Origin of the sequence: Membranihabitans maritimus (assembly GCF_021729145.1) — a bacterium.
GTDB classification, from domain to species: Bacteria; Bacteroidota; Bacteroidia; order Chitinophagales; family Saprospiraceae; genus Membranihabitans; species Membranihabitans maritimus.
The window spans coordinates 61,939-86,272 of sequence record NZ_JAJSLW010000018.1 but is presented as its reverse complement, the minus strand read 5'-3'; the positions used below and the strand labels follow the sequence as shown (position 1 = coordinate 86,272).

Genomic DNA, 24,334 nt, shown 5'->3' with positions numbered 1-24,334 from the left:
CGATGAAGAGGATATTAGATTTAGAATTTGTATCAAATATTATTGTTATTGTATTTTTACTGGCTTTTCAGCTTTATTTTCCATTACAGGTGGCAACATAAAAACATCACCATTTTTATTACTGATGTATAATCTTGATTTAGACTTTTGTCTACCGTGCCCGTCTGCCCAAAATCCATAGAAATCCGGATGGGCATTTAGTGGCCTTCGGACATAAGAATGGTTAAAGCTACTGTTCTTTGTCATTTGTTTAATTCTGGACCAAGAATTTCCCTGATCTTTACTTTCCCATAATGCGACCTCACCACCTGGATTATAAGGCTGTGGTCCGGTTTCGGTAGGGGCAATGATTTTCCAGGTACCGTCTTTTTCAATATACAATGATCCCATGTCATAGTTATTATCTGAAGTGGTTATATCTCTGATAATCCATTCTTCACCATTCCATCGGGCCGTTCGCCATGTTCGCGGATCATTTTTCGGACCGGCTTCAAAGCCTTTCGAAGTAATATAAAGAATTACCGGATGATTTTCCTGGTCATAAGTAATATCTTTCATGTATACATTCAGACCTTCGTTGTAATAATCATAAATCAGGGCCGGATTTTCTATTTCAGTAAGCGGTAGCTTTAGTTTTGTTCCATCTGCCGATTGCCATGTTTTTCCAAAATCAGATGTTTCTACATAATATAGATTTGTCCTCCAGTTTAAGCCGTTCTTTTCCTGAGTGTCAGGGTGAAAATTAAATGCGGAACCGGCAATGTCCTGTCCGATGGCTGAAATCTGGTAATGGCCTTTTTTAATGGCTGCAATGCGTTTCCACTCCGACCAGTTTTCACCGTCGGGACTGGTCATAAAACAAATGGTCCGCGCTGCCGGATAGTTATATCTGGTAAAGAAATTCACAAATCCATTTCCCGGTAAATACCAACTTTGCATATAAGAAAAATTGGTCATAGGAACTCTTTTATCTTCTTCCAATTTGTTGGCCTCTATCTTTTCAAAGAAATTAATATCATACGGCTCTTTACTTCTATGTATATAGGATGGACGTGATGTACCATGACTGGTGGAAAAAATATAAATATATCCCTCTTCATCTATCGAAATGACCGGATTGTCGTGAGCATCTGTGGTTTGTTTATCCAGTAGAAGTGTAGGCCTGGGAACTTTTCCTGTGGTATGATCATAATAGGATACCATATGCAATAGGGTGGAATTTTCAGGATCAGTGCCCCCATAGCAGAAAAAAGTTTTATTGACTTCGGGACGATATATAGCAAAGGGGTTATGTTTTGCACAATACGTACCAAGTCCACCACTATATTTGAATTTATACTCATTTTCCAATGGCTGGTTCATGTACCAAATGCCCCGATACCCATCAAGTTTGGTGTTATGTAGTATACCTTCATTTTTTACCAGATCGGGATGGACCGCTTCTTTGTTTGTGACACTCTGTTCTCGCGAATCTTTTTTTTGAGAAGTACATTGTACAATACTCAGAAAAGAAATTGCACTTAAAAGATATAAAAGATTATTCATCAAGTGTTTGATTTTGATTGAGTTATAAAATGTATGGAGTCGAAATAAGTAAAGCGTATAAAATAGATCCTTTAGTCAAACAAAAATATGGACTAGTCTTTTGCCCACCATACAGGCTTTTCGTAAATAGTAATATCATTGATGTCCGAAGGTGTGTTGCGATTCCTGTTTACTTCAGAAGGAGGATAAGGCAGTCTCAGTGGCGTTCCTCTTGGATCATTCATTTCGGGAATTCCCGTTCTTCGCTGATCATTATAAGCTTCCAATGACTGAAACATCCAGAAGGAAATATACTTTTGTTTTATGATATGATCCAAAGTTAACCCACTTTCACCGGGGAAAACCGTTCCCTGGTTTGTATATGCATTAATATCTTCCTCCGAAATACCGGATCTGCGACATGCCTCGATCACTGCTTCTTCATATGCTGAATTTGCCTCCTGGGCATTTCCTAATCGTAAATTTGCTTCTGCTTCAATGAATTTCATCTCATCATAGGTGATTATAGGTTGAGGTGCTTCGTCGAATAACACTGTTTGGGGGGATGGTGCCGAATAAGTAGAATGAGTTAAGTCAGATTGTGCTTCCCCACTGGGAGCTCCTACAAATTCCCCATCTATTTTTGTGAACCACTTTTCAGCTCTTGGATCGATTAAGCTACTTTCAGAAAAACTCATTACCAAATCCACAAAAGTTTGACTTACGGCATAGGTTTGTTCACTCTTTTGCCAGCCGGTCCATGGGTTGTCATTTGTATTCCCGGTAAGATAGCCATCAAATATGAACCCTTCTTCCGGTAAGAGGTATGCCTGGTGCAAAGAGTTTAAAGCGTCCTGGGCGGAAGAATTGGGATTAATATTGCTAAGCCGGTTGTACAAACGTGCTTTTAATGCATAGGCTGTTTTTTTCCACATTTCCGTATTTCCGTGAAAAATCAAATCCGTGCCTTGAACATTTCCTATGGATGGTTTTTCAAGATCTGCGATAGCCTGATCCAAAAATTGCTGCATGAAAGTATAAATGGTTTCCTGGTCATCAAATATCGGCGAACGATCCAGGCTTCCTTTTAATGCTTCGGAATGAGGCATGTCTCCGAACAAGTCGGTTCCAACACTTAAGGTATATGCATATAAAATTTTGGCGATACCTACTGCTACGAACTGCCCTTCTTCACTACCACCTTCAGATCCTTTTTCAATAATGGTTTGCAAATCATTTAAATTTGGATAAACTCGGGACCAAACTGTATTATTTACATTATTTGGCAGTCTTTGGTTTAAATGAACATTTGTATTATGTTCGACAAAAAAACAAGCAAATTCCCCGGCACCGTCTCCGGCTATTCCGGAAATAGTATTTATTATGGCATGAGGTAGCAATAAAGATATAGGCACATCTGTTGGAGCGTTTGGGTTTTTATTAATTTCATCTAGTTTGTCTTCACTGCAACCACTGAGTCCGAAGACAATAAGCCATATAAAAACGAAATATATTGTGTTTTTCATGATTTTACGATTTGAATATTTACAAATTGATGCGGATACCTCCACCAAAACTTTTTGTTTGGGGATAGGTGTTATACGATTCTCCCTCGGACTGGTTGAACATTTCCGGGTCAAAATGTGGCATGGAGGCATTTAGCCACAGGTTTCGTCCGATAAGGTAAAACGATGCGGATTTTGCAAAGGAACTTTCTGTCCATTTTTTTGGTAGATCGTAAGTGATTTTTAATTCCCTCAGTCTTAAAAAAGTAGCATCGTATACGTTCGATTCACTGATTTGGTCCTGATTGCGTCTAAAAAATTCCCAGCCTCTGGCAATGGCTATGTCATTATCTCCTTCAATAATGATGTTTCCGTTTTCTCCATAATATCCTTTTTTACCTGGAAAAATATAATCTGTTGATTCCCTGTTTTCAGTTTCACTGAGTACACCGTATAATTTTCCAAGACGGTTATAACCGGAAGATACTTTTCCTCCTTGCCTCCAGTCCAATTGCATGGAAATGGTTATATTTTTAAATGATAATTGGTTGCCAAATCCAATTTCGAAGTCGGGTTGTGCACTACCAAGAATAACTTGTTCGGTGGAGCGCAAGGGCATTCCGTATCTCGGATTGGTGTTGCCATTGGGCAATTGGGTTCGATGATCTACCACAACTTCACCGCTTGCCGGATCGCGCAAATAACCCCAGCCTCTCAGGGAAGGATATTCTTCCCCGGGTTGAGCTACCAAAGTGACCCGAAATCCTCCGAGTTCAAGTTGATCAATCCCTTCGGCAAGTGAAATGACCTTGTTTTTGTAGGTCGTGAAATTAGTTGTGAGATCCCATCGGAAATGAGTTGTCTCTATTGGCGTAATATTCAACATCATCTCATGTCCTTTGATACTCATCTCTCCGGCATTCCTGAGTTCACTGGAATATCCGGTAGAAAGAGCAATAGGAACTCTATATATTTGACCGCTGGCCTTAGAGTCATAATATGTATAGTCTATCCCCAATCTGTTGTTTAAAAATCTCAGATCAGCTCCTATTTCGAAAGTACTGGTATTTTCCGGACTAAGGTCATTGGCATTTAGTTGATTACTATGTGAAAAGGCATTGAGTCCCTGATAAGGAAAGTTAAAGCCCCCGGGCGATCCCGTAACATATAAATTTTCTGTAGAATGAGCCGGACCGGCCTGTCCGACTTCAGCAACACTCACTCTCAATTTTCCAAATGTAAGTATACTCTCAGGAATCGATAAAAATTCCGTAAATGCAACCCCGAGACCTACAGAAGGGTAAAAAAAGGAGCGATTATTACGAGGCATATTTGATACTACGTCATTTCTTCCCGTAGCATTAAGGAAAACGGCACTTTTCCATGAAAGAGAAAGATTTCCGAATAACCCGAATACTCTACTGCGGGAAAGGCTTTCATCGGTAGTTTGTGTTAACGTATTGGATATATGGTGAAATCCGCCTATTACAATATCGGAGCCATTGTTCGATACATTTATAGAACGAATATCATAAAACTCATTTCCCACCATAAAATCGAATTGGAAGTCGTCGGAAATTTTGTGATCAAAAGTTATATTTAGATTCGAATTGATTTGTTGATAATCCCGGATACTATTGTTAATGGTACCTCCACTTGGTGGATCAGTCCTGTTAGAGCCTTTCTCAGTAACAGCCTTTCTTGAATCGGTAAAATTATCCAAACCAAAACGGTAGTTGAATTTCAACCATTCGACCGGGGTGTAGTCCAAACTGATATTGCCAAAAGTACGTGATGTCCTGGCATCGGAATAATTATTTTCCAAAGCCCAGTAATAATTGGCATGCTGTCCTCTAAAATTGATTTGCTTGTAAGGTTCTCCGGGTTCATGAGTAGGTTTATCCTTTAAATTGTATGAAACCGGTACTGCAAATGTTCCCCACCAGGGCAAATCAACACTTCCTCTCACATTATTGGTATAGTTTATCGAAGTGCTGATTTTTAATTGGTTGGATAGATCATAGCCACCTGCGAATTTGGCATTGATCCTCTGCATATCAAAATTGTCCAAAATTCCTTCCTGATCGGTAAAGCCAAAATTAATTGCATAATTCCCTTTATCCAGTGAATTGGATATTAATAAATTGGTATTGGATGTTCCACCCGTTTTAAAAAGATCTCCTACATTATCGTATATGGCCGCTTCTTCCATTTCTCCCAGTTGATTGACATAAATTCCCATGGTATCTATCCGCGGGCCCCAGGAAAAAGCCGAATAGGGCACAAATTGTCCATTTTCTCCCTGGGCATACGTGGTCTGGAGGTCGGGTTTTAGAGATAGTTGATCAAAATTGTAATTGGTTTCAAAAGAAATTGTCGGCTTGCCGCCGGATATACCTTCGCCTTTTTTAGTTTCAATTATTATGACACCGTTGGATGCTCTTAGTCCATAGAGGGCCGCTGCGGTAGGCCCTTTTAACACATTAATGGATTTGACATCGTTTGGATTGATATCGACGGTCCTCCCTCCGCTTGCTACCGGCAACCCGTCAATCACATATAGCGGTTCGTTATTGCCGGTAAAAGTTCGACTTCCGCGAATCGTTACGCGATGCTGAGTTCCCGGAGCTCCGGAATATTGTTTTACTATTACTCCGGCTACCTTACCTTGTAAACTGTTTACTACATTTGCATTTCCTACAGCGGAAATCGACTCTCCTTCCAATTCCTGAACGGAATAACTTAATGCCTTCTTTTCCCTTTCTATACCAAATGCAGTTACCACCACTTCATCCAATGTCTGAAGGTCTTCTTCGAGAGACACATTGATGTTGTTTTTTCCACTTATTGAAACCTCCTTAGTCCGATATCCGATATAAGAAAATATTATTACGGCATTGGCATCAATATCTTCAATAGTAAATTCACCATTAAAATCGGTTGATGTACCATTATTAGTACCCTTGACCAATACATTAACACCAATTAGCGGTTCTCCATTTTGGTCTGTCACCTTGCCATGTATATTCAACACTACTCTTCTATTCGATAAATTCTTTCTTTCTAAGGGAGATATGGGTTTAACAGGCCTGTATTTTTTGTGCGGAATGCCATCATCTTTATCGAGAATTCCCTGGAAATGGTCCACCATCTTTCGAAGCGATTTCATGCCTTCTTTGTCTCTTTTGTAGAGGATTACATATCGATCGTCAAAAATTTTGAATTCGAGATTGGTTTCTTGTAAAAGATCGGAAATGGCTTCATGTACGGTTTTGCTTTCGTCTTTTGAATAGTTTACTTTAATGTCAGCTACCAGTTCCTGATCGTAATTGAATAGAACTTTGTATTGGTTGCTCACCATACTAATGGCTTTCGAGAGCTCAATCTTGTCCCGAGGAGCCATTTCTTTTGCTTGTAGGGCAGGTAGTTGCCACTGTATGAAGAACAAACATAATAACCACATCATGTAAGATTTTTCACATAATTTACTTACTTTCATCTTTGGATTTTTTAGTTAACGAATAGTGGGCAGGAAACCGGTCCCACGCAATTTCCTGTTCACTTTTTCTATCTTATTGTAATATTATTCCATCTTTTGTTTTTTGTATATTGAGATCAAGCATCAACTCAAGTGATTCGACGACCATTTCCCAATTAGTATAAGGAAGCCCAACCGTTACCTTTTTATTTAACAGGGTGGAGTCATTTACCTCTATTTTTTTACCGTAATTGTTTTTTATATCCCGTAGAACTCGCGATAAAGGCTCTTGCTTATAAATCAAACTGCCGTCTTTCCAGGAAGCACTTTCTACTAATGTGCTATTGTGCCGGGAAACATTACCATTAATTTTTGAATAATTTATGGATTCTCCCGGGACCATTTCTTCATTTTCTAACGTAAGATCCTTAAAATCTAATTCCACTTTGCCCGATTCCAGGTAAACATTTGTTTCTTCCGACCTGTTGCTTACATTGAATGAAGTACCCAGAACCTTTATCGTGATGTCCTCCGTTATTACATCAAAGGGAATTTTTACTTTTTCTGTATCGGATATTTGTACCACATCAAAAAAAGCCTCCCCATTTAAGGTTACTTTTCGGGAACCGGTCTTCTCCCAATTGCCCGACCATGAAATTTCAGAATTGGCATTGAGGATTATCTGGCTGCCATCTGGAAGTTCTATGGATTGGGTTTCACCATATTCTGTTGAGTAGTAAATATCTTGCTGCGAAGTCAACCACCAGATACCAAGGGTTGCTATAAGGGGTATAATAATAGCTGCAGCTGCGTATTTTACAAACTTCAAATAACGGACTTTTCGTGGGGAAGCTTTCCTTTCAGCAATGGCTAATTGCTGCTCAATTTCTTTCCAACTACCTTTGAAACTAGAATTGGAAGCATCCCAATTTCTTTCCATTTCTTTCAAAAGGATATCTGAATTATTATTTTTATACATCCAGTCAAGGAGCCATTCGATCTCCTCTTTGCTGGCGGTTTTATTGAGATATTTTCGGTAGATAGTTTCTATATCTATTTTTGATTTCAAATCATATAAATTTTATCATTTTCAAATAATTGTTTGATTTCTTTGAGACAATAATGTCTTTAGTGTATATTTGTATTGTCGTTTTGAGGTTATATAAAACGATGTAAATAGGATTCAGGACTAGTGGTAAGCAACTTTTTTAAATTTTTTTTAGCTTTATTATTGAATAGGCTACTTTATTAGTCTTTTTAGAATATATATGGTGGATGGCGTACGATAGTATGGAACAGGTTTTTTTATTATACAAAGATAAAGTGTACGGCTTTATCCTGTCCAACGTGTATAATGAGGATTTGGCCAAAGACCTTACCCAGGAAGTATTTTTATCCCTTTGCCTGAATAAGGACAAGGTACTGGATATGGAAGATATTAATAGATATGTTTTCCTCACCACCAAGAACAGGGTTATTGATTATTTCCGCAAAGCCGCCCGGGACCGGAAGAATCATGAGCAGTTTATACAAATTTGGGAAAACGCCTGTACTGATATGGAAAAGCGTATCGATGAAGAACACATGCGCTCTATTTTGGATCAAACCATTAATGCCCTTCCCCCGCGACAGCAGACCGTATACCGTATGAGCAAATTTCAGGACCTTTCGTTAAAGGATATAGCTGAAAAGCTTAATTTATCCCCGAATACAGTGAAAAACCATCTCGTACAGGCTAATAATTATGTCCGGAATCACATTTCTACAGAGAGTATAATGATATTATTGATTATCGGATTATTGTGAATTAACTCCTCTTATTTCGTTAAATACTACCCGGTCTTCTCCGTTTTTAAGTTGTTTGAATCCTAAATATTCTTGAAATTTGGAGTGAATATACTCAGGGATAATCCTTTGCAATTTGAGGTGTAATAGAATATTTAGCACACCATGGTAGAAAGTATCCGTAAAATTGGGAAAAAGAAATATTTGTAAGGAAAGCGGGTTTACAGAGGCCGGCTTATTTCAAATACAGGTAAAATATATCAGTTCTCGTGAACTTGTGTATTTATATTCCTTTTTAGGGCGTCAAAGAAAAGATTTAATGAACCACACTATAAACTACACTGATATAATATAGTCAGAGAAATATGTGATATATGATTAAAGAAGTAATACTAAATACTATATGGGCAAAAAATAGCTGGAGGTAATAAAGTGTAAAATGCAATTTCGGCGGCCGGGGGTGAATAATAAATATTCCGATCCAGCCCAGTATACCTAAAATTCCCATGATAGCACCGAAGACAAATCCCCACAATAGAACCCGTTCAAAACCTGTGAGAAGCCATAATAGTTCATACAATAACAGAAAGAAAATACCCACTAAAAAATGAATCGCCCATCCTATATAAAGACTGCGTCGGGTGCCACCGGAACGATAATAAAATCGATGAATCAGTTCACTGATCAAGACGGGTTCTACCATTTTCTTTCCGGTAATTCGTGCGATAAGGGCACTAAACAACGTCATGGTAATTACTGATAAAATCCAGGCTATTAAAAAAGTGGTTACATTCATATATGAAGAACTTCCAAATTAATTTTCCTCTATTTTAACCCGCTTTATTCATGACAAAATCATGAATAATGACGATATCACTTTTAAAATAGTTACTTTTCAAAGTAATATGTCAGGGTTAACCTAGACAAATGCAAAATATTTATACCCCAAATTTGGGGTGTGACACGAAACTGACAAATTAGCATTTACTTCATAACTATCTAATAATTAACATTTTGCAATCCGTCTACCCTCCGGGCGGAAAATGTTGTGCATTTTCCGGGTTTAAGTTAATCAAAGCCCGTTTCTATGACGGGCTTTGATGATTCAAAAGATCAGCTAGCCTTTTTGTTTAGTCGATTTTCCGCTAAGTTAGTTAGGACGTCGTCTGCATTATATTCCTCATGCAAGGTGCTTTGAAGCTTTTTGGCGATGTCGTCATATCCCAATTCTTTGGCATATCTCGCTGCTGTTCCGTATCCTGAAATTTCATAGTGCTCTACCCTTTGTGCTTCCGCGATCATTCCTGCTTGCTTTACGTCGTCATCCTTTACTTCATTAAGAAAGTTTTCAGCTTCCTTTATAAGACCTTTCATGGCCTTACAGGTTTCGCCGTTAGGATTTATTTCCAGTTGGTCACAAATTTCCTTCAATCTCATTTTGTGTTGCTTTGTTTCATCCAGGTGATTTTCAAAGGCTCTTTTCAGTTTTTCATCACTGGCATTCATTACCATTTTGGGTAAAGCTTCTACTAATTGATCTTCTGCACTATAAAGATCCTGTATCTGCTGCTCAAATAATTCTTTTAAATTTTCCATTTTTAAATTTTATTTCGTAATTATTGAATTATCTTAATATAGGTAATAAAAATGGGTGTTGCTAACCAAATCACATGAATTCAGTTATTGGGTTAATATTTAAATTAATTGAGCAAATACCGGAGCTTATCCCAAATAAACTTAAATTGAAAGCCTTTTCTGAGACTACCTACCATAGGACTGTAGTTTGTACACATCTAAAAAAACATTATATCCACTCAAATCCATCGTGCATTCCTCACATATACCGTACCTAAGGCATGGGAATTAACAATTGTACCCACTTTCATACCCAAACCGATTTAATTTGACCAGTTTCTGTCCCATTGGGATCCCTTCGGGGCGAGGGAAAATCGCCGCTTACTTCATCGAATCCCGAATGTTTCCGGGACGCCGTAGTTACGACTATGCCTGCGTTTTTCTCTTCGTCATCGACGATTTTTCCCAACCCATCAAACCGGCCAACCAAAACGCCCCGGGTATACCTACAGTGAGTACCTATTGAAGGTACGTATGTACGGCACTCTTCGAAATTGTCCCAGCGGGATAAAGAGTGGGTAGAAATAGGATAGAAACATTATATTGCGTGCGATAGGTACGCTACTAGATTGTTAAAAAAAGATGTGTCCTTATACGGTAGACCTTAGGAGGGCAAGCGTCGTTAAAAATATTCGCCAGAGTTTTCGGGTAGATGAAGTATTGAATTCAGCTTCCATCTTTGACCAAATCATTTTCCTTGTAAAACAAATTCGTCGCCAATTCAAACAAATGAGCTTCGGATTCATAGAAGTGCATCATATAACCGGCGGTGTTTGGAAAAACAATCCAATCTCCAACTTTCGGTAACGTGGAGAAACTAATTTTCCTTTTAAGGATTAATTCTTGTTCCAGGCAGTATGCTCCGACCAAATATCCCGAAGAGGGGTGGGAAGATGTTTTCTCTATGGGTATATGAATGGGGTCTAATAAAAAATCAGCACTTGAACTTCTTAGTTGGGTACGGTTCATTTCCACGCCTATCAATAAATTGTCTTCGGTATCTTTTTTTCGAAAGCAAACCCGGGCGATTGTTATGCCTGCCTGATCCAATAACGAACGTCCGGGTTCAATCCTAAGTTCAACCTGGGAATCTGATATTCTTTTCCAGAGGGGTGAACCACCATTGCATTGATATGTAAGGATGGCTTCCAGGACTTTTTCCTTATTGAGTTCATTATAAAATGGATATACATTGGGTTCCCCGATGATATTCCCTTTATATACTCTGTACCCAAGCCCATCGTTGGCAAAAGTTATTTGGCTCCTCTTGCCCAAAAGTGCACTTTTTAATTCTGTGAAAAATGAATCCCATTGATATTTGTGGAGTAGGTAATTGACAAGAAACCCACCACCCATATCCAATGATTTGGTCTCAAAACCATAGGCTTTTAATTGTTTTATAGCATCCAGGCACCGGCACAAAGCAATAGCGCGATGCTCAAAGGAATATCCGTTGAGATGAAAATGCAAACCCCGGTAGCTGAGCTTATTATATTTTTGGTTTTCTCCCAGGTTCATCCGGATCCAATCGGCGATGTGGTCTACCGGGAAACCAAATCTGCTGTACAATTTTTCTCCATTTTGTACAAAATGGCTGACCCGGATTATTACGGGGATTTCAAGACCTGTTTCTTCACCTATAGATTGTATAAGTAGACATTCGTCATCATTATCCACTACGATGGGAACCGAGTCGTTAACAGCGGTTTTGAGAAGTTTTTGGTTTTTTACAGCAGCTGTAGTTATTATTTTTCTTCCGGGAATTCCGAGGGATAGACACTGGCTTAGTTCCCGCAAACTGGCTGTATCTATTGCTTCGCCCATTGTATAAGCGGCCTTTGGGAAAGAGATACATTTATTGGCCTTTCTTGCGAAGTAAATGCGGTGCTTGAGACCGTATTTTTCAAAAATGGATTTAAATTTTCGAACATTTTCTTCAAATGGGATTGTATTATGAATATTAATGGGAGAACCGTATATTCTTAACGCCCGGTTTATTAATTTTTTCTGTCTTAGACACCTATTTACCCACGGGTGGATAATCGGGGTGAGTTTAGGTAGATCATCAGCTGTTTTGGAATTCATAAACTTGGTTTTTTATAGTCTTGGCCCACATCGATCCAAAATCATGGAACTTGCGGGATAGTGTATCATTATCCAATACAGTTCCTTCAGTGGGTGTGCCATAGGCATATAATTGCGGATAATGAGGGGATTCAACGGAGGGAATCAAGCGACCGTTCTTGCCGATTTCAATCGAGTCTACACAAAATTTTTCGTTGAAAAGGGCTTTTGCTAATCCCTGGTTTTTTAAATTAGAATACAAAGCATTATTGTCAATACTAAATTTTGAACGAGCAATTCGCGCATTAATAAACGTTTTAAACAAGAATTTTTTATGGGGGCTAACCAGTTCAATGCCCATTCTGCTTTTATTTATTTTTTCGACGCTTTTAAATTCAAATCGGATAATCCGTGCTTTGGTTAAAGCTAATATTTTCTTCATATTTTCTATGGGAGGGCCGAAACTGACTCGCGAGAAGTTTCCATGCCAATATTGAAGAAATAGTTGCATAGAACTACCTGTAAAACCATTAAATTTATATAGTTGATTTATAAGTGGAGATGCTTCCCTCCATACAGCGGCTGCGGCCAATATGGGGCTTTCCAACTCACTTTTTTTTGCTTCAAGGATCATAGATTCCATGTATCTTTCGACAAATTGCTGATAGGTAGTATATTTTTTCTTATTGAAACTCGGAAAGAGCAATTTTTCCCAATCGAAAATTTCTTCCGGGTTTAGGCGTAAAATATAATTGCTAATGAATTCTTCATCTCTCGTTTTTAGTAGGGTGGAATAATATGCAAATTGAATTTCTTTTTTCACGACCGGCAATACCGTTGTTACAAAATCAATTTTTCCTTTTTTACTTAAGGAATCTATCCAGTTCCGGTGGATATATCTCAGCTGATAACGGTCTTTATAGGTGCCCGGGCGTGGAATCATAGGCAGGTTGTTCCTTGAAAACGGATAAAGAATCGGTTCTTTTCCGCAAGGAGTATAAGTCATATCCGGCTTTTCGATAAATGAACCGCCTTTCCCTTCCGTCAGGGCCAATGCAACATCAATAAATGTTAGTCCCATTCCCATTATTGCAATGGGATTCTGGTTATTGAGTGAAGATAATTTTTCTATGGGGTATGGAGAAGACAAGTAATGACAGGAAGGATGAACATCTGTTTTGTCCGGGGTGGTGTTTGTATAACAATGCCCTGTACATAAAAGCACACTACTATAAGAGGTGGGAGAAAAATGGGGGAAATTCAGACGTCCGTCACTCTTTTGTTTAATATTGTAGATTCCTACAGGGATAAGAGACAGAGAAATATTGAGGGGTAGATTTTGTAAAATATGGGTTAGGTAATTTTGTAAATAGATGCCTGTTAATGCCCTGGAAGCAAAATCGGTAGGGCGAACTGTTAGGTTCTTTCGGCAGTTGTTTCGTACCCATTGATACATACCTGGAAATTCCCTGATGATCGAATTTTTGTGGTTCGGTGTATGTGCATTCACGTTTCCAATACTGAAGTTTATTAAAAGGTATTCAGGCTGAGTGGTCCGGAAATTGGGGCCACACCCAAAAAAAAGGTCTTCGTTGAACCAATGTATTTCGCATTCAATTTCACATGCTTGTAGTTCACTTAATAAACGTTCCAGGGCATACATGCCTTTGGGGCCACCCCCGATGATAGCGATGGAAATAGCTTTCGTCGATACGGAAATTGACCGGGAAATATAGTCATCCAGTATTTTAGTATTCGAAATGGTTTCTTGTCTCAAGTGTTTCTTCTTCCAGATCATTTTTATTCTTTTTTAGCCATAGCGGATTGAATATAGTATCGAGATATCTTTCTCCACTGTCAGCAAAAATTCCAATAACGGTCCTATTCGGTTCTACATTCTTCCTGAGCTTTTCTATTGCAGCAACTACTGCTCCGGAGGAACCCCCTATAAGGATGCTTTCCTTTTCCATAAGTTTATGGCAAGCTTTGATGATCTCGTCTTCCGAGACAAGGACAACTTCATCGATATATTTCATATCCAAAAAATCCGATTTTCGCGAAGAGCCCATTCCGGGTATTCTTCTTTTCTTTGGTTTGTCGTCAAAAATAATGCTGCCTTTTACATCCACCGCGATTATATAAGGTGAAATATTGTAATAGTCTTTAAAAGCGCGTGAGATCCCCATCAAAGTGCCGCAAGTACTGGTAGGTACTATTACATAATCAGGTGGTTTCGGTAACTGGTCTATAATTTCCCTGACGGTTTGATAATGAGCCTGAGGACTAATGCGATTGCGATACTGGTCGGGATTGAAACTATTAGGGGTGCAATCGATTAATTCACGGACTTTCTTCATTCTACTTTTTAAATATCCGCCATTGCCATCTTCAGTGTCTACCTGAATAATATCTACACCATAGACTTTTAGAATTTTAATCGTAATGGCATTTATATACGGATCAATGACCAGAATGAGCGGCAATCCCAGGTGTTTGCATATTCGTGCCAAACCAATACCCATGTTGCCGGAAGTTGATTCTATTATAGTTGTCTTTTTATTGATCTTGCCTTCTTCCAGGGCATTGAGAAGAATGGCTTTTGAGGTGCGATCTTTGAGACTGCCCCCAGGATTCATATATTCCAGTTTGGCGTACATATCAAATCTCTCCTTCTCAAATATATAGTGCAGTTCTATTAGAGGGGTAGCACCAGCTCTAAAGGATCTAAGTTTTTTGATCATAATATATGTTTCATATTTTAAAATATCCAGGGGATGAAAATTAATTATGTTAAGTTGGAATTATCCGTAATTACATAATTTAAATATCCTTTTGAGGCAAGTTTTAAAATTTAGCTACCTTTTGTATTTGGGAATAACCAATGCATAATAAACGTTAACAACTCAAAAAGAGTATCAATATTTTGCATTTCAAGTATTTTATGTTCCGATCATTTGAAATGAGGGATGTTAATAGTCTGTGTAAGTGTCCTCAACCTGTCTCAAATGTTATACTTCTAATCACTGCCTGAGTTGGGGGAAAAGCAAGAAACTTGCATAATGGTAACATCATGGATTTTCCAGTGGAGTTCCTTAATTTTATTTATTCCTTCTTCAATTTTAGGGAGGGAAATTTCATTAGAATTGGGAATTATATATACTTCCCCGAAGTATACCTGGCCGTGTTCCCTGAAACGAACGCGGGAGTTTTTTACCCAAATCCAACTCTCAACTTCTTTGGCAATTTTTTCCACCAACTCATCTTTTTTATGTGAATTTACTTGTACGGGACGTCGATCCATGAGATCACCTACAGCATTCGATAGATTTTGATAACCATCTTTTGTAACTGAGACTGAAATAAATAGAGCAGTTGCAGCATCTGCCCACCAAAAACCAGCACCAACTCCCATAATTCCTATCATGGCTGCAAATGCGGTCAGATAATCGGCTTTCTGTGTTTTTGCATCTATAAAGAGTATTTTATTGTGAAGTTTTTTAGCCAACGGTTGTTTCATATATCCCAATACAATGGATGGTAGTGAGCTGTAAGCTAATGCCGCGATCATAATCCATCCTTCCCAAAATTGATTTTCAAAAATTGTGACGGCGCCTATGGTAGGTCGATCTTGAACCCATAAGGAATGTGTTGAGTCTATAAATAGGTAGATCCCCATAGAAAATAGTGCAACAGAACCTGTCAAAAAGGCAATGCTGAATACCCTGTGATATCCATAAGGAAAAATATTAGTTGGAGCTTTACTATATAGATTCGAGGCCACCAGAAAACTGATGGCCGGTAACAAGCTCAGAACATCTTCGATCCAGGCTGTTTTCATTGCCTGGGAAGATCCCATAACAGAATACATAAGTATAATTACTGAACATATATAGATTAAGGTAATCCATTCCAGTTTCTTTGATTTTTTTAGAACGGGTTGCAGGTGAGAAGGTAGCTCATATTGTTTATTATTTTTTTTCATTTAGCTTGTTGTTTGCTATAAAATTTTCCAAATAATACAAAAGCTGATTTTCTCCTTTCGGGATTAAAAACACATGCTTCTTATCGTAGGGTTTTGATATACCGGCTTCTTTCTTCCAAATCGATGATTCCTGGAATCCACCTGCGACTATATCGAGTTTATATTCCTTTAGTTTTTTAATAAGATAAGTTTCATTTCCGAATTCAAAATGATATTGAAGCCTCTCTTTCTTACAAAACTCTCTTAGGTAAAGAATTTCACTCCCCGAAAAAGTTGTGTTTTCAACTTTTGTGTAAGGGGGATTATGAACCACTCCGATCTTTAGTCCGTTTTTTCTGGCATTTTCAAATGCACTGTGTGGATCCTTGGGGAAATTACACGCAGTTAGGGCGAGGAGTACCAGTAAAGTTGGATATGATTTTGATAAATTCAACATTTATGATCCAATTATTTCGCCACCATTGATGTGAATAAATTGTCCGGTCATATAACTACTGTCTTCAGAAGCCAGGAAGACATAGGCAGGACCAAGTTCGCTGGGTTGACCCGCCCGACCCAACGGTGTATCCTGGCCAAATTCGGTTACATCATCAAAAGTTGCAGGAATAAGCGGGGTCCAGATAGGTCCGGGAGCTATTCCGTTTACCCTGATATTTTTCTTTGCAAGTGATTTAGATAAAGACCGGGTAAAACTAACTATAGCCCCTTTGGTGCTTGAATAATCTAACAAATGTTCACTACCTCTATAAGCTGTGACTGAACTGGTATGGATAATTGTGTCACCCTCTGATAAATAGTCCAATGCTCTTCTAACAATGAAGAAATAAGGATAAATATTCGTTTCAAAGGTTTTACGTAACTGTTCGGTGCTTATTTCCTCTACAGAATCTTTAGAGAACTGAATTGCTGCATTATTAACTAAAATGTTAAGTCCGTTGAATTCAGATACACATTTATCGACTGCAAAAGAACTGAAATTTTCTTCCTTGAGATCCCCTTTTATTAGTAAGCATTTTTGTCCTTCATTTTCAACCATTTCCTTGGTTTTTTTCGCATCATTATCTTCTGAAAGGTAGATGATAGCTACATTAGCACCTTCTCTTGCAAAATGGACAGCAACACTCCGTCCTATACCGCTGTCTCCCCCTGTAATAAGCGCTATTTTATTGTGTAATTTTTTGCTTCCCTTGTAATTTTCCCGAATAATATCCGGTGTTGGATACATTTTGTGTTGCTGCCCGGGAAGGGATTGGGATTGATGTGGAAATGATTTTGGTGTTTTCATGATTGTATAAATTAGTGATAGAAATAAAATTAGATATTAATAAATCAAGGAATTGAGTAGGTAAAAGGCATTTTGTGGTTAGAGATAATACTACTGCTGCGATTCTATAACCATGGTTTAAATAAGCTCTGTGGAGAAAAAATGATATCGAACAATGTTGAATTTAATCCCTTGATGTAATCGACTATTTCCCATTTTTCATTCTTTGTAGTTTCTTGTATTATTTTTATGAATCTTTTTCATTCTAATCCGAAAGGATATATGCATTTATAAGAACATCTATATTGAATACCCGAACCGGAAATGATCCTATCTAAACACGATCTATTATATAAAAACCATCCTCCCCCTGCGATTGGTATAACGGCATGAAGATATAGGAATCCCAACGACTCCTTACTTCTTTATCGTTATGCGTAGCCAATTTTTCTCCTTTTTCGATTTTTTGAAAGTTAAAAAATCCGGGCTCCATTACAAATCGATCTCCTTCTGCCAAAGTATATCTATGGATAATTTCGAAAGTGGATTGTTCTTTTATACTATTACGGAACGTTTCAATGTATTTGGACAATTTAGGGATTTGATCGAAATTTAGTCCACATGCTTTTTCAATCACCAACCAAATTAAACACTCTTGATTTTTTAATGCTGAAAGTGAATTGTGTTGCCCTGCTTCCGACACGAACCCGGTCATTCCTCTTCTGCTCAAATAATGATCGATACAACCATTTACCATATCACTAAAACCACGAACAACAGGTAGTGGAAATAAATGCGCCCAGTTATCATTTTCACCAACGTCCTGTACCGAAATAAAAGGTTGGGTTTCAGCTGAGGTGGTATGGCAGTCTAAAAAGTAATTTTTAGTGTATTCTTTTTCTGAGAAGAAACGGATGACATCTAATATATCCATCATTTCTTCTTTTTCTGTTGTATCAGTTTTTTCAGAAAGAATATTCTCTTTAGTCCAGATACGGTTAAGATCTTCTTCCAAAAAACGTTTTGCATTTTTCAGTCCACCAATGTTTCCTCGTATTCCTACGATAGTTCCTTTGATAAGGGGTTGATAATATTTAAGTCGGGAAAATACTTTTTCCATGGCAATTATACCACTTGGCTCATTGCCATGAATCCCCGCCGTTACCAATAACAACGCTTCCTTATTATCAGAATATGTACCGATTATTCTTTTCATCGTTTATATGCATTAATCCATTGTCGCTAATTCTCTATTACTGAACCGTCCGTTGTATTTTTTTTTATAGTAAAGTTTACGCTCGATAGCCGTTATTACAGTTTTTGCAAAGTCAGGTAAGCCTATATCTTTAAACCTTCCCAGTCCTCCCGGGCTTAACACATTTATTTCTATTAGTTTATCTTTTACGATGTCGAGGCCGACAAAAAACAAACCGTCTCTAATTAACCTGGGAGAGGTAAGTTTAATGATTTCTTCAATAGCTGGTGTTAACTGACTATTGGTGGCTGTTGCTCCGACTTTAAAATTACTGCGAAACTCTTCCTTGTTTTTGTTTATTCTTCCGATTAGTGCTTTTTCTCCATTTTCTTCCAATAGTTTACCGTTCATCATTATTACACGAATATCACCACTGTCTTCTACTTCAGGAAGATATTCCTGGGCTATGATGTATCCTTGTTCTGAAATGGCATCTATTATTTGATTTATATTCTTTTCTTTTTTATTTATTAGATATACATTTTTACCTCCGGAACCTTGTAAAGGCTTTAATATCATTTTTTTATCGTGCTTATTCCAGAACTCTAGAATTTCATTTTTATATCGCGTAATGATAGAAGCCGGTTTAATGCATTTCGGAAGTTCTTCAAAATAAAGTTTATCTATAAAAGCCTCCGATAGACCATAAGCATCATTTAATACCAGAATACCCTCCTGTTGAGCTAATCTGCCAAATGCAATCCCGGCATGTTCTGCCCAATATCTTGTAGCGTTTTCTTCAGTAGGGTTGTTTCTGAGGAAAAGAACATCCAGTTCTCGTAGTGAAATTTTCCTTTTCGTCAGATTTAGATCTTTGAGTTGATCAAGGCAATCTTGGGGTGATGACAACTCTTTGCACTTTTTAATTTTGTAGGAATAAACTTCCATATAAGAACGGTTGGAAAAGACGAAGTCTTCAACATCAAGAGCATAGACACTGTGTCCCATCTGGCACGCTTTATTCATTAGAATTATGGAAGTGCCACAACTTTCCGTATTAAAGCTATTTAAAACAAAACCAATTTTCATGATGATATCATTTTAAAGAGAGGTATACCTTCCTTAATTTTCGTAAATTTTTCCTGGAATGAATCCATTTGCATATATCTCGGAGTCAATTTAGGCTTTAAAAGAATTTCCCTCTTTGTCAGATCTCTAATAACGTCAAGATGTTTTATTGCAAATTTCCCGGCGAGTAAAGGGGTTAGTTCTCCATCTTCTTTTAAATATTTTATCGCTTGCAATAATCCGCGTAGATAAATTATGTCTTTAAGAAAGCCCCCACCCTGAAACACCCTGGCTGTAATGTTAAATGCACGTTCCTTGGAAAAATCAAATTCTGCGTACAACTTGAAAAATACTTCATGAAAGTTTGCATCTTTAAGTAACTCGTTTCCTGCGATCACCCTTCCCGCCAGCATTCGTAACCGATTTCCTGTTAGTCCATCGCTAAAGTATTCTGAAAGCACAGAAATCCCTTCCTGTAAAGTTTCATATTCGGCCAGACCAATCGACAGCTGTGTCAGAGGTTGTTCTTTGCCATTGTGATATGTCAGTGCATGGGTTCCGATTTCATGTTGGATCAGTGCTTTGGCCTCCCGGGAAGGAACTTGCAATGTTGACGGAACATACAATTCTCCTCTGGATACCATCAAAATATTCAAGTCTTTTCTGAGGTGGATCCTGCTTTTAAAAAAAGAATCCTGCTTGCGATATTCTTCAAACTCGTCTTCGGCAAGTTTTGCGAATTCATTGGCACTTATTACATCCTGGGTTTTAGAGCTTTCTTCGGGAACATTTTTTAAAATAGCAGTAGCTTCGGTTAAAAGTTCTTTATTTACTCCTTTGTATATGCGGATACTGTTATAGAAAAAATTTTTTGTTCCTCTTTCACCCAGCATGGATATTTGTTGGTCCAGCTCTTCTCTTTTTTCCTTGAAAATGTAAAATAATGCAGGATCATCTATTTTCTCAATTTTAAGATTGAATAGTTTTCTTTTAAGTAAATCCGGATCAGCCGTTAGAAGACGGTAATGATATTTTAATAATTTTTTGAAATTACTTTGAAAAAATTTTTTTCTTATATTATCGAGGTTTACAGGTGCCACTTGTATGAGAAACTGATAACTATTTTGTATTTCAGTTAGCTGTCGGTCTATTTTTAGTACTTCTTCCTGAATTTGACTTTTACCTAAAGCGTAATAACTACCAATTCCGGAAGTAGTCTGAACACGTAAATATTCGAAGAGTGCCTTTTGTATGGCTTTTACAAAATGATTCCTAAAGGATTGAAAAAATATCGGATAAAATTTTCCATTGTCATCCCGATATACTGGGGGAACTTCAAGAGCAATGAGGAGTGCACCACTAACCTTTGCATTTTGAATATTTATAATAGGGCTTTGTTCTTTTGGATGTCTTTTCTTAGTCTGTTCTATTACCACGTCCATTGACTTGTTACTGGAACTATTGGGTATATTTTCTAATTTTTCTTTTAGTACTTGCAGGGTAGCCGGTAATTTATGTGAAGGTCCCTTAATAATGAAAGTGGAACTTTGAACAGGGCCGCAGTAGATTTCAAAAAGTAAATATGAATTGTATTTTTTCGTAAAAAAATCAATTAAAATTTTAAGTAACCTTGAATACTTTGAAAGATCGTCATCACCAATAAGCAAGTAAGATCCGATGGCTTTTACTAATTTATCTGTTCCTTCATCATTAGATTTTTTCCGGTATATCAAAATAAAGGATAGCTTTTCTTCTATGTGAAGGAAACCTCCATTAGGAAGAATCTGCTCCACAATAGTAGCTTCACTCAATTGGCTTTTAAATTTTTTATAATCTATTTCATCCCATTCCATAGTATTGGTTGCTCTTTTAGATTAATAGTTAAAATAGTTGGTTTTTACTCCTTATGTTATGGTTTGACTGTTCTCTCAACCATGTTTGTGTATTTACCAGGCACTATGTAATTTTAGTGTGGCAATGACAGAACTTTATGGATAAGCATACACGGTTCCAATCACGTTCAATGAATGCCCGTCAAACTAAATTATCAGTAGTATAGCAGGTATTTATAATTACGTATTTGTGAAGATGTTTTTATATAAAGGAAAAGTTAATATAAACCGATTTATTCGTATGAATCAAAAATAATTTTTTTAGAGCATATAGTTACACTGTAGTTATTTTCTCCGAACCCCGATAACGGAGCAGTCAATAATAAATTTACCCGGTCCGATATGAGGAGAAAGATGGACGGTATCTTTCCTGATTGCTCTCGTTGAAGAGAAATTGGACTGTTCATTTTCTTTATTCTTATCGCTAAAAAATATTCTTTTGGTCCAATAAAATTATTATTGCTCACTTGCATACTAATTAATAAAGATATCTTTTATGTATTATAAGGGGTTTGTATTCAATGTAGTTGTTTAATTAATATTTGTATTGTTTATTAAAATAAATTATTTTTATTATGGCGGGCGAAGATTTAAATTTTGAAAAACTTACTCAAGTATCAGAAATATACATGGATGAGCTTTCAAAAGAATTAGGACATCCAGAGGAGAAAAAAAGAGTGTTCAAAATTTGGCGTGCGGTAATGCATACCATACGGGATAGAATACATATTGGAGAATCTTTTGATCTTATATCTCCTTTGCCAATAATTCTAAAAGGTGTGTATGTACAAGGGTGGAAATTTGCGGAGCATCCACCACTTGACTATATGACTTTAGAGGAAATGAAATCGAGTGTGAAAACACTTCAAAATCAATACGGTGAAAGGCAGTTTCCCTGGAAAAAACCCACGGAAGTAATCATTTCTGATACACTGAATTCCCTGGAACGATTTCTCCCTAAAGCGCAATCAAGTCACATAATAAATCAAATGCCTAAAGAAATAAAAGAATATCTGGATTCTAAAATGTCAAGCATTTGATGGATAAGACACATCTCCGTTATAAGAAAGGATCGTATTCGGTGATTCAATGAATTTCCCAACAAGTAAGTACTGGTGATGCAGACTGTTAAAATGGAGCACGAAGGTAATCAGGAACTGATAATCAATTTTATCAGGTCAATATAAAATAGCATTGAGTCAATATCTATTCAATTATATATCTAATATTGATTAGAATAAACATATTAAATTATGAAAAGTATAAATTTATATATTATCAGTATTTGCCTTTTAATAACAATCTCGTGTAATAATTCTAACAACGGAAATGATAATCAAAATGGTTTATTTAACCACGAGGATAGAGAACGCGATCCAATGGATGATACTGCAGCCTGGAACAACGGTGATTCTCCGTCCGCTCAAAGGACTCCAAATAACGGGCTATCCAACATGAGCAGAAATCAGCAAAGAGATTGGGCTACTATGTACAGAGTGCTGGGAATGACTGATGATCAAATTAAAAGATTTGAACAGAGTAATCTTGATTATCGTCAACAATTAGATGAAAAGGTGGATACCCTTGCTATGGAAAAACAGGAAGAAAAGGTATTAAAGTCAATTCTTTCGCCAGGGCAATATAATTCATATCTTAAATGGAAGGAAGAACACTCTCCTGACTAGTATATTGAATTCTAAATGATTACAAAGCTTAGGTTGGTTGAGCAATATCTACTTTTAATTTTTAAATAAAAATTTTATAGAATGGAAAATCTAGATTTAATTAAAATCCTTAATGACTGTGCAGCGCATTGTAACTATTGTGCTGATGCGTGTTTGGACGAAGATGATCCCCGGAAAATGATAGATTGCATTCGTACGGATAGAGCATGTGCAGTTATTTGTACCGCCACTGCAAATTTGCTTAGCACAAACTTCTCTGATATAAGGGCACTAATAAATTACTGCAGTGATATTTGTAAAAAGTGTGCACAGGAATGTGAAATGCATGACAATCAACATTGTAAAGAATGTGCTGCGTCTTGTAGAGAATGTAGCGATGCTTGCTTATCCTATTTGATCTAATTTTTAAAGTTTTTTTATCCTGAATAAATCAGCGGAACCGTTATATTTTATTAGATTTTGTATGAATTTTCATGGCGGAGAGAACTCCGAGTGCTCAGGGGGTAGATTTGATCCTGAATTTTCGGGACAGTCCATTTAATGGATTTATTTAAAGCTATCCTTTCCCAAGGAATATTTGGATGGAATCTTCTCATTAGCATATACAATGCTCTTAGGTATATCGTTTATTACAATCTGTAAGAATCTTTTTTTAATGATTTGGCCCATCGTTGCAATAACTGGCAAGTTAAAAAACATTATTCATGAAAGGTTTTATCAAATATAACAGAGGTCCTTTGATTGGTGGTTTACTGGCCACAGTATTTACCTCTTTAGGTGTCTTTTTATTGGGGAATCTATCGGGGTATGAAGCGAAGCAACTCATTAGAGCTTCGCTCAATGGCATCACTATGTTATGTAATACCATTGTATTAGCATCAGCTACTATATTGGCCCTATTATTGACGCTATTGGGCATAAGTACGGGATCAACGAAGTCCGAATTAAAAAACGAGCATTATAAGCAGGTGTTAACTATTGCTAAATTTGATACTATTCTATTTATTGGTACCCTCATCTTGTTTCAATTATCCAATATCCCTATCACAGAAGCCGAAAATATACCAACTTCGTGGTTTAATCTTATTTATTGGGCGACATTGATTTTCTCTTCTCTTTTAAGTGGGATGATGATAACGGTAATACTGATGCTCAATAATATTATTATAGGTATTATAAAAATTGTGGGATTAGGTACTGATCATCCGCACATCCAGAAAAAAGATGAAACTGATCCGGATTAAGATAATCAGCACC

At 37.2% G+C, this 24,334-nt stretch carries 21 protein-coding genes; 5 read left to right on the top strand and 16 right to left on the bottom strand.

All coding sequences use genetic code 11. The features are described from left to right. Window positions 1-45: 45 nt before the first annotated feature. The 4 genes from LVD47_RS18475 to LVD47_RS18460 all read right to left on the bottom strand — a co-directional run bounded on the left by LVD47_RS18475 (window position 46) and on the right by LVD47_RS18460 (window position 7,576). Window positions 46-1,545, bottom strand: a complete 1,500-nt coding sequence (locus LVD47_RS18475; RefSeq protein WP_236979554.1) for a BNR-4 repeat-containing protein — start codon at window positions 1,543-1,545, stop codon at window positions 46-48. Between the two features lie 92 nt (window positions 1,546-1,637). Continuing rightward, window positions 1,638-3,050, bottom strand: coding sequence for a SusD/RagB family nutrient-binding outer membrane lipoprotein (locus tag LVD47_RS18470; RefSeq protein ID WP_236979553.1), 1,413 nt, complete (start codon window positions 3,048-3,050; stop codon window positions 1,638-1,640). A gap of 19 nt (window positions 3,051-3,069) precedes the next feature. Further along, window positions 3,070-6,528 (bottom strand): SusC/RagA family TonB-linked outer membrane protein, encoded by a 3,459-nt coding sequence (locus tag LVD47_RS18465; protein ID WP_236979552.1) that lies wholly within the window; start codon window positions 6,526-6,528, stop codon window positions 3,070-3,072. Window positions 6,529-6,601: 73 nt separating this feature from the next. Further along, window positions 6,602-7,576 (bottom strand): FecR family protein, encoded by a 975-nt coding sequence (locus LVD47_RS18460; RefSeq protein ID WP_236979551.1) that lies wholly within the window; start codon window positions 7,574-7,576, stop codon window positions 6,602-6,604. 206 nt (window positions 7,577-7,782) lie between these two features. Between LVD47_RS18460 and LVD47_RS18455 the strand changes: the two genes are divergently transcribed. Beyond that, entirely contained in the window at window positions 7,783-8,313 is a 531-nt protein-coding gene (locus LVD47_RS18455; RefSeq protein ID WP_236979550.1) for an RNA polymerase sigma factor, read from the top strand. Between the two features lie 334 nt (window positions 8,314-8,647). On the opposite strand, the gene LVD47_RS18450 is transcribed toward LVD47_RS18455, so the two are convergent. From LVD47_RS18450 to LVD47_RS18395, 12 genes are all read right to left on the bottom strand, one after another. Continuing rightward, window positions 8,648-9,088 (bottom strand): hypothetical protein, encoded by a 441-nt coding sequence (locus LVD47_RS18450; protein WP_236979549.1) that lies wholly within the window; start codon window positions 9,086-9,088, stop codon window positions 8,648-8,650. Between the two features lie 317 nt (window positions 9,089-9,405). Next, window positions 9,406-9,888 carry a YciE/YciF ferroxidase family protein gene (locus tag LVD47_RS18445; protein WP_236979547.1) on the bottom strand — a complete coding sequence of 161 codons (483 nt, stop codon included), beginning with the start codon at window positions 9,886-9,888 and terminating at the stop codon, window positions 9,406-9,408. A gap of 286 nt (window positions 9,889-10,174) precedes the next feature. After that, a complete protein-coding gene (locus LVD47_RS18440) occupies window positions 10,175-10,357 on the bottom strand; it encodes a hypothetical protein (protein ID WP_236979545.1) in 183 nt (60 codons plus the stop codon). Between the two features lie 236 nt (window positions 10,358-10,593). Next, window positions 10,594-12,012 carry a type III PLP-dependent enzyme domain-containing protein gene (locus LVD47_RS18435; protein WP_236979543.1) on the bottom strand — a complete coding sequence of 473 codons (1,419 nt, stop codon included), beginning with the start codon at window positions 12,010-12,012 and terminating at the stop codon, window positions 10,594-10,596. Beyond that, window positions 11,993-13,789: an FAD/NAD(P)-binding protein gene (locus LVD47_RS18430; protein WP_236979541.1), complete on the bottom strand. Its 1,797-nt coding sequence runs from the start codon at window positions 13,787-13,789 to the stop codon at window positions 11,993-11,995. Before LVD47_RS18430 ends, LVD47_RS18435 begins: the two co-directional genes overlap by 20 nt. Then, window positions 13,740-14,732, bottom strand: a complete 993-nt coding sequence (gene sbnA / locus LVD47_RS18425; protein WP_236979539.1) for a 2,3-diaminopropionate biosynthesis protein SbnA — start codon at window positions 14,730-14,732, stop codon at window positions 13,740-13,742. The genes LVD47_RS18430 and sbnA overlap by 50 nt, the downstream gene beginning before the upstream one ends. 275 nt (window positions 14,733-15,007) lie before the next feature. Beyond that, window positions 15,008-15,973: a cation diffusion facilitator family transporter gene (locus LVD47_RS18420; protein WP_236979538.1), complete on the bottom strand. Its 966-nt coding sequence runs from the start codon at window positions 15,971-15,973 to the stop codon at window positions 15,008-15,010. Next, on the bottom strand, window positions 15,960-16,409 hold the full coding sequence (locus LVD47_RS18415; RefSeq protein WP_236979537.1) for a transporter substrate-binding domain-containing protein: 450 nt from the start codon (window positions 16,407-16,409) through the stop codon (window positions 15,960-15,962). The genes LVD47_RS18420 and LVD47_RS18415 overlap by 14 nt, the downstream gene beginning before the upstream one ends. After that, window positions 16,410-17,258, bottom strand: coding sequence for an SDR family oxidoreductase (locus tag LVD47_RS18410; protein ID WP_236979535.1), 849 nt, complete (start codon window positions 17,256-17,258; stop codon window positions 16,410-16,412). Window positions 17,259-17,571: 313 nt separating this feature from the next. Beyond that, a complete protein-coding gene (locus tag LVD47_RS18405) occupies window positions 17,572-18,453 on the bottom strand; it encodes a M14 family metallopeptidase (protein ID WP_236979533.1) in 882 nt (293 codons plus the stop codon). A 12-nt stretch (window positions 18,454-18,465) separates the two neighbouring features. Further along, a complete protein-coding gene (locus tag LVD47_RS18400) occupies window positions 18,466-19,521 on the bottom strand; it encodes an ATP-grasp domain-containing protein (RefSeq protein ID WP_236979531.1) in 1,056 nt (351 codons plus the stop codon). Continuing rightward, on the bottom strand, window positions 19,518-21,353 hold the full coding sequence (locus LVD47_RS18395) for a peptidase MATCAP family protein (protein ID WP_236979529.1): 1,836 nt from the start codon (window positions 21,351-21,353) through the stop codon (window positions 19,518-19,520). The genes LVD47_RS18400 and LVD47_RS18395 overlap by 4 nt, the downstream gene beginning before the upstream one ends. A gap of 614 nt (window positions 21,354-21,967) precedes the next feature. Between LVD47_RS18395 and LVD47_RS18390 the strand changes: the two genes are divergently transcribed. The 4 genes from LVD47_RS18390 (at window position 21,968) to LVD47_RS18380 (ending at window position 24,321) form a co-directional block, all read left to right on the top strand. After that, entirely contained in the window at window positions 21,968-22,432 is a 465-nt protein-coding gene (locus LVD47_RS18390; protein WP_236979527.1) for a DUF2267 domain-containing protein, read from the top strand. A gap of 213 nt (window positions 22,433-22,645) precedes the next feature. Then, complete coding sequence (locus tag LVD47_RS18385) at window positions 22,646-23,077, top strand: hypothetical protein (protein ID WP_236979525.1); 432 nt, start codon at window positions 22,646-22,648, stop codon at window positions 23,075-23,077. 81 nt (window positions 23,078-23,158) lie between these two features. Next, window positions 23,159-23,479, top strand: a complete 321-nt coding sequence (locus LVD47_RS24135; protein WP_369427823.1) for a four-helix bundle copper-binding protein — start codon at window positions 23,159-23,161, stop codon at window positions 23,477-23,479. A 302-nt stretch (window positions 23,480-23,781) separates the two neighbouring features. Further along, window positions 23,782-24,321, top strand: coding sequence for a hypothetical protein (locus LVD47_RS18380; RefSeq protein ID WP_236979523.1), 540 nt, complete (start codon window positions 23,782-23,784; stop codon window positions 24,319-24,321). Window positions 24,322-24,334: the final 13 nt, after the last annotated feature.

Bases quoted from the DNA above. Each gene is read 5' to 3' on its own strand.
- LVD47_RS18475 (WP_236979554.1), bottom strand. From the start codon at position 1,545: ATGAATAATCTTTTATATCTTTTAAGTGCAATTTCTTTTCTGAGTATT.
- LVD47_RS18470 (WP_236979553.1), bottom strand. From the start codon at position 3,050: ATGAAAAACACAATATATTTCGTTTTTATATGGCTTATTGTCTTCGGA.
- LVD47_RS18465 (WP_236979552.1), bottom strand. From the start codon at position 6,528: ATGAAAGTAAGTAAATTATGTGAAAAATCTTACATGATGTGGTTATTA.
- LVD47_RS18455 (WP_236979550.1), top strand. From the start codon at position 7,783: ATGGCGTACGATAGTATGGAACAGGTTTTTTTATTATACAAAGATAAA.
- LVD47_RS18450 (WP_236979549.1), bottom strand. From the start codon at position 9,088: ATGAATGTAACCACTTTTTTAATAGCCTGGATTTTATCAGTAATTACC.
- LVD47_RS18445 (WP_236979547.1), bottom strand. From the start codon at position 9,888: ATGGAAAATTTAAAAGAATTATTTGAGCAGCAGATACAGGATCTTTAT.
- LVD47_RS18435 (WP_236979543.1), bottom strand. From the start codon at position 12,012: ATGAATTCCAAAACAGCTGATGATCTACCTAAACTCACCCCGATTATC.
- LVD47_RS18430 (WP_236979541.1), bottom strand. From the start codon at position 13,789: ATGATCTGGAAGAAGAAACACTTGAGACAAGAAACCATTTCGAATACT.
- sbnA (WP_236979539.1), bottom strand. From the start codon at position 14,732: ATGATCAAAAAACTTAGATCCTTTAGAGCTGGTGCTACCCCTCTAATA.
- LVD47_RS18420 (WP_236979538.1), bottom strand. From the start codon at position 15,973: ATGAAAAAAAATAATAAACAATATGAGCTACCTTCTCACCTGCAACCC.
- LVD47_RS18415 (WP_236979537.1), bottom strand. From the start codon at position 16,409: ATGTTGAATTTATCAAAATCATATCCAACTTTACTGGTACTCCTCGCC.
- LVD47_RS18410 (WP_236979535.1), bottom strand. From the start codon at position 17,258: ATGAAAACACCAAAATCATTTCCACATCAATCCCAATCCCTTCCCGGG.
- LVD47_RS18405 (WP_236979533.1), bottom strand. From the start codon at position 18,453: ATGAAAAGAATAATCGGTACATATTCTGATAATAAGGAAGCGTTGTTA.
- LVD47_RS18400 (WP_236979531.1), bottom strand. From the start codon at position 19,521: ATGAAAATTGGTTTTGTTTTAAATAGCTTTAATACGGAAAGTTGTGGC.
- LVD47_RS18395 (WP_236979529.1), bottom strand. From the start codon at position 21,353: ATGGAATGGGATGAAATAGATTATAAAAAATTTAAAAGCCAATTGAGT.
- LVD47_RS18390 (WP_236979527.1), top strand. From the start codon at position 21,968: ATGGCGGGCGAAGATTTAAATTTTGAAAAACTTACTCAAGTATCAGAA.
- LVD47_RS18385 (WP_236979525.1), top strand. From the start codon at position 22,646: ATGAAAAGTATAAATTTATATATTATCAGTATTTGCCTTTTAATAACA.
- LVD47_RS24135 (WP_369427823.1), top strand. From the start codon at position 23,159: ATGGAAAATCTAGATTTAATTAAAATCCTTAATGACTGTGCAGCGCAT.
- LVD47_RS18380 (WP_236979523.1), top strand. From the start codon at position 23,782: ATGAAAGGTTTTATCAAATATAACAGAGGTCCTTTGATTGGTGGTTTA.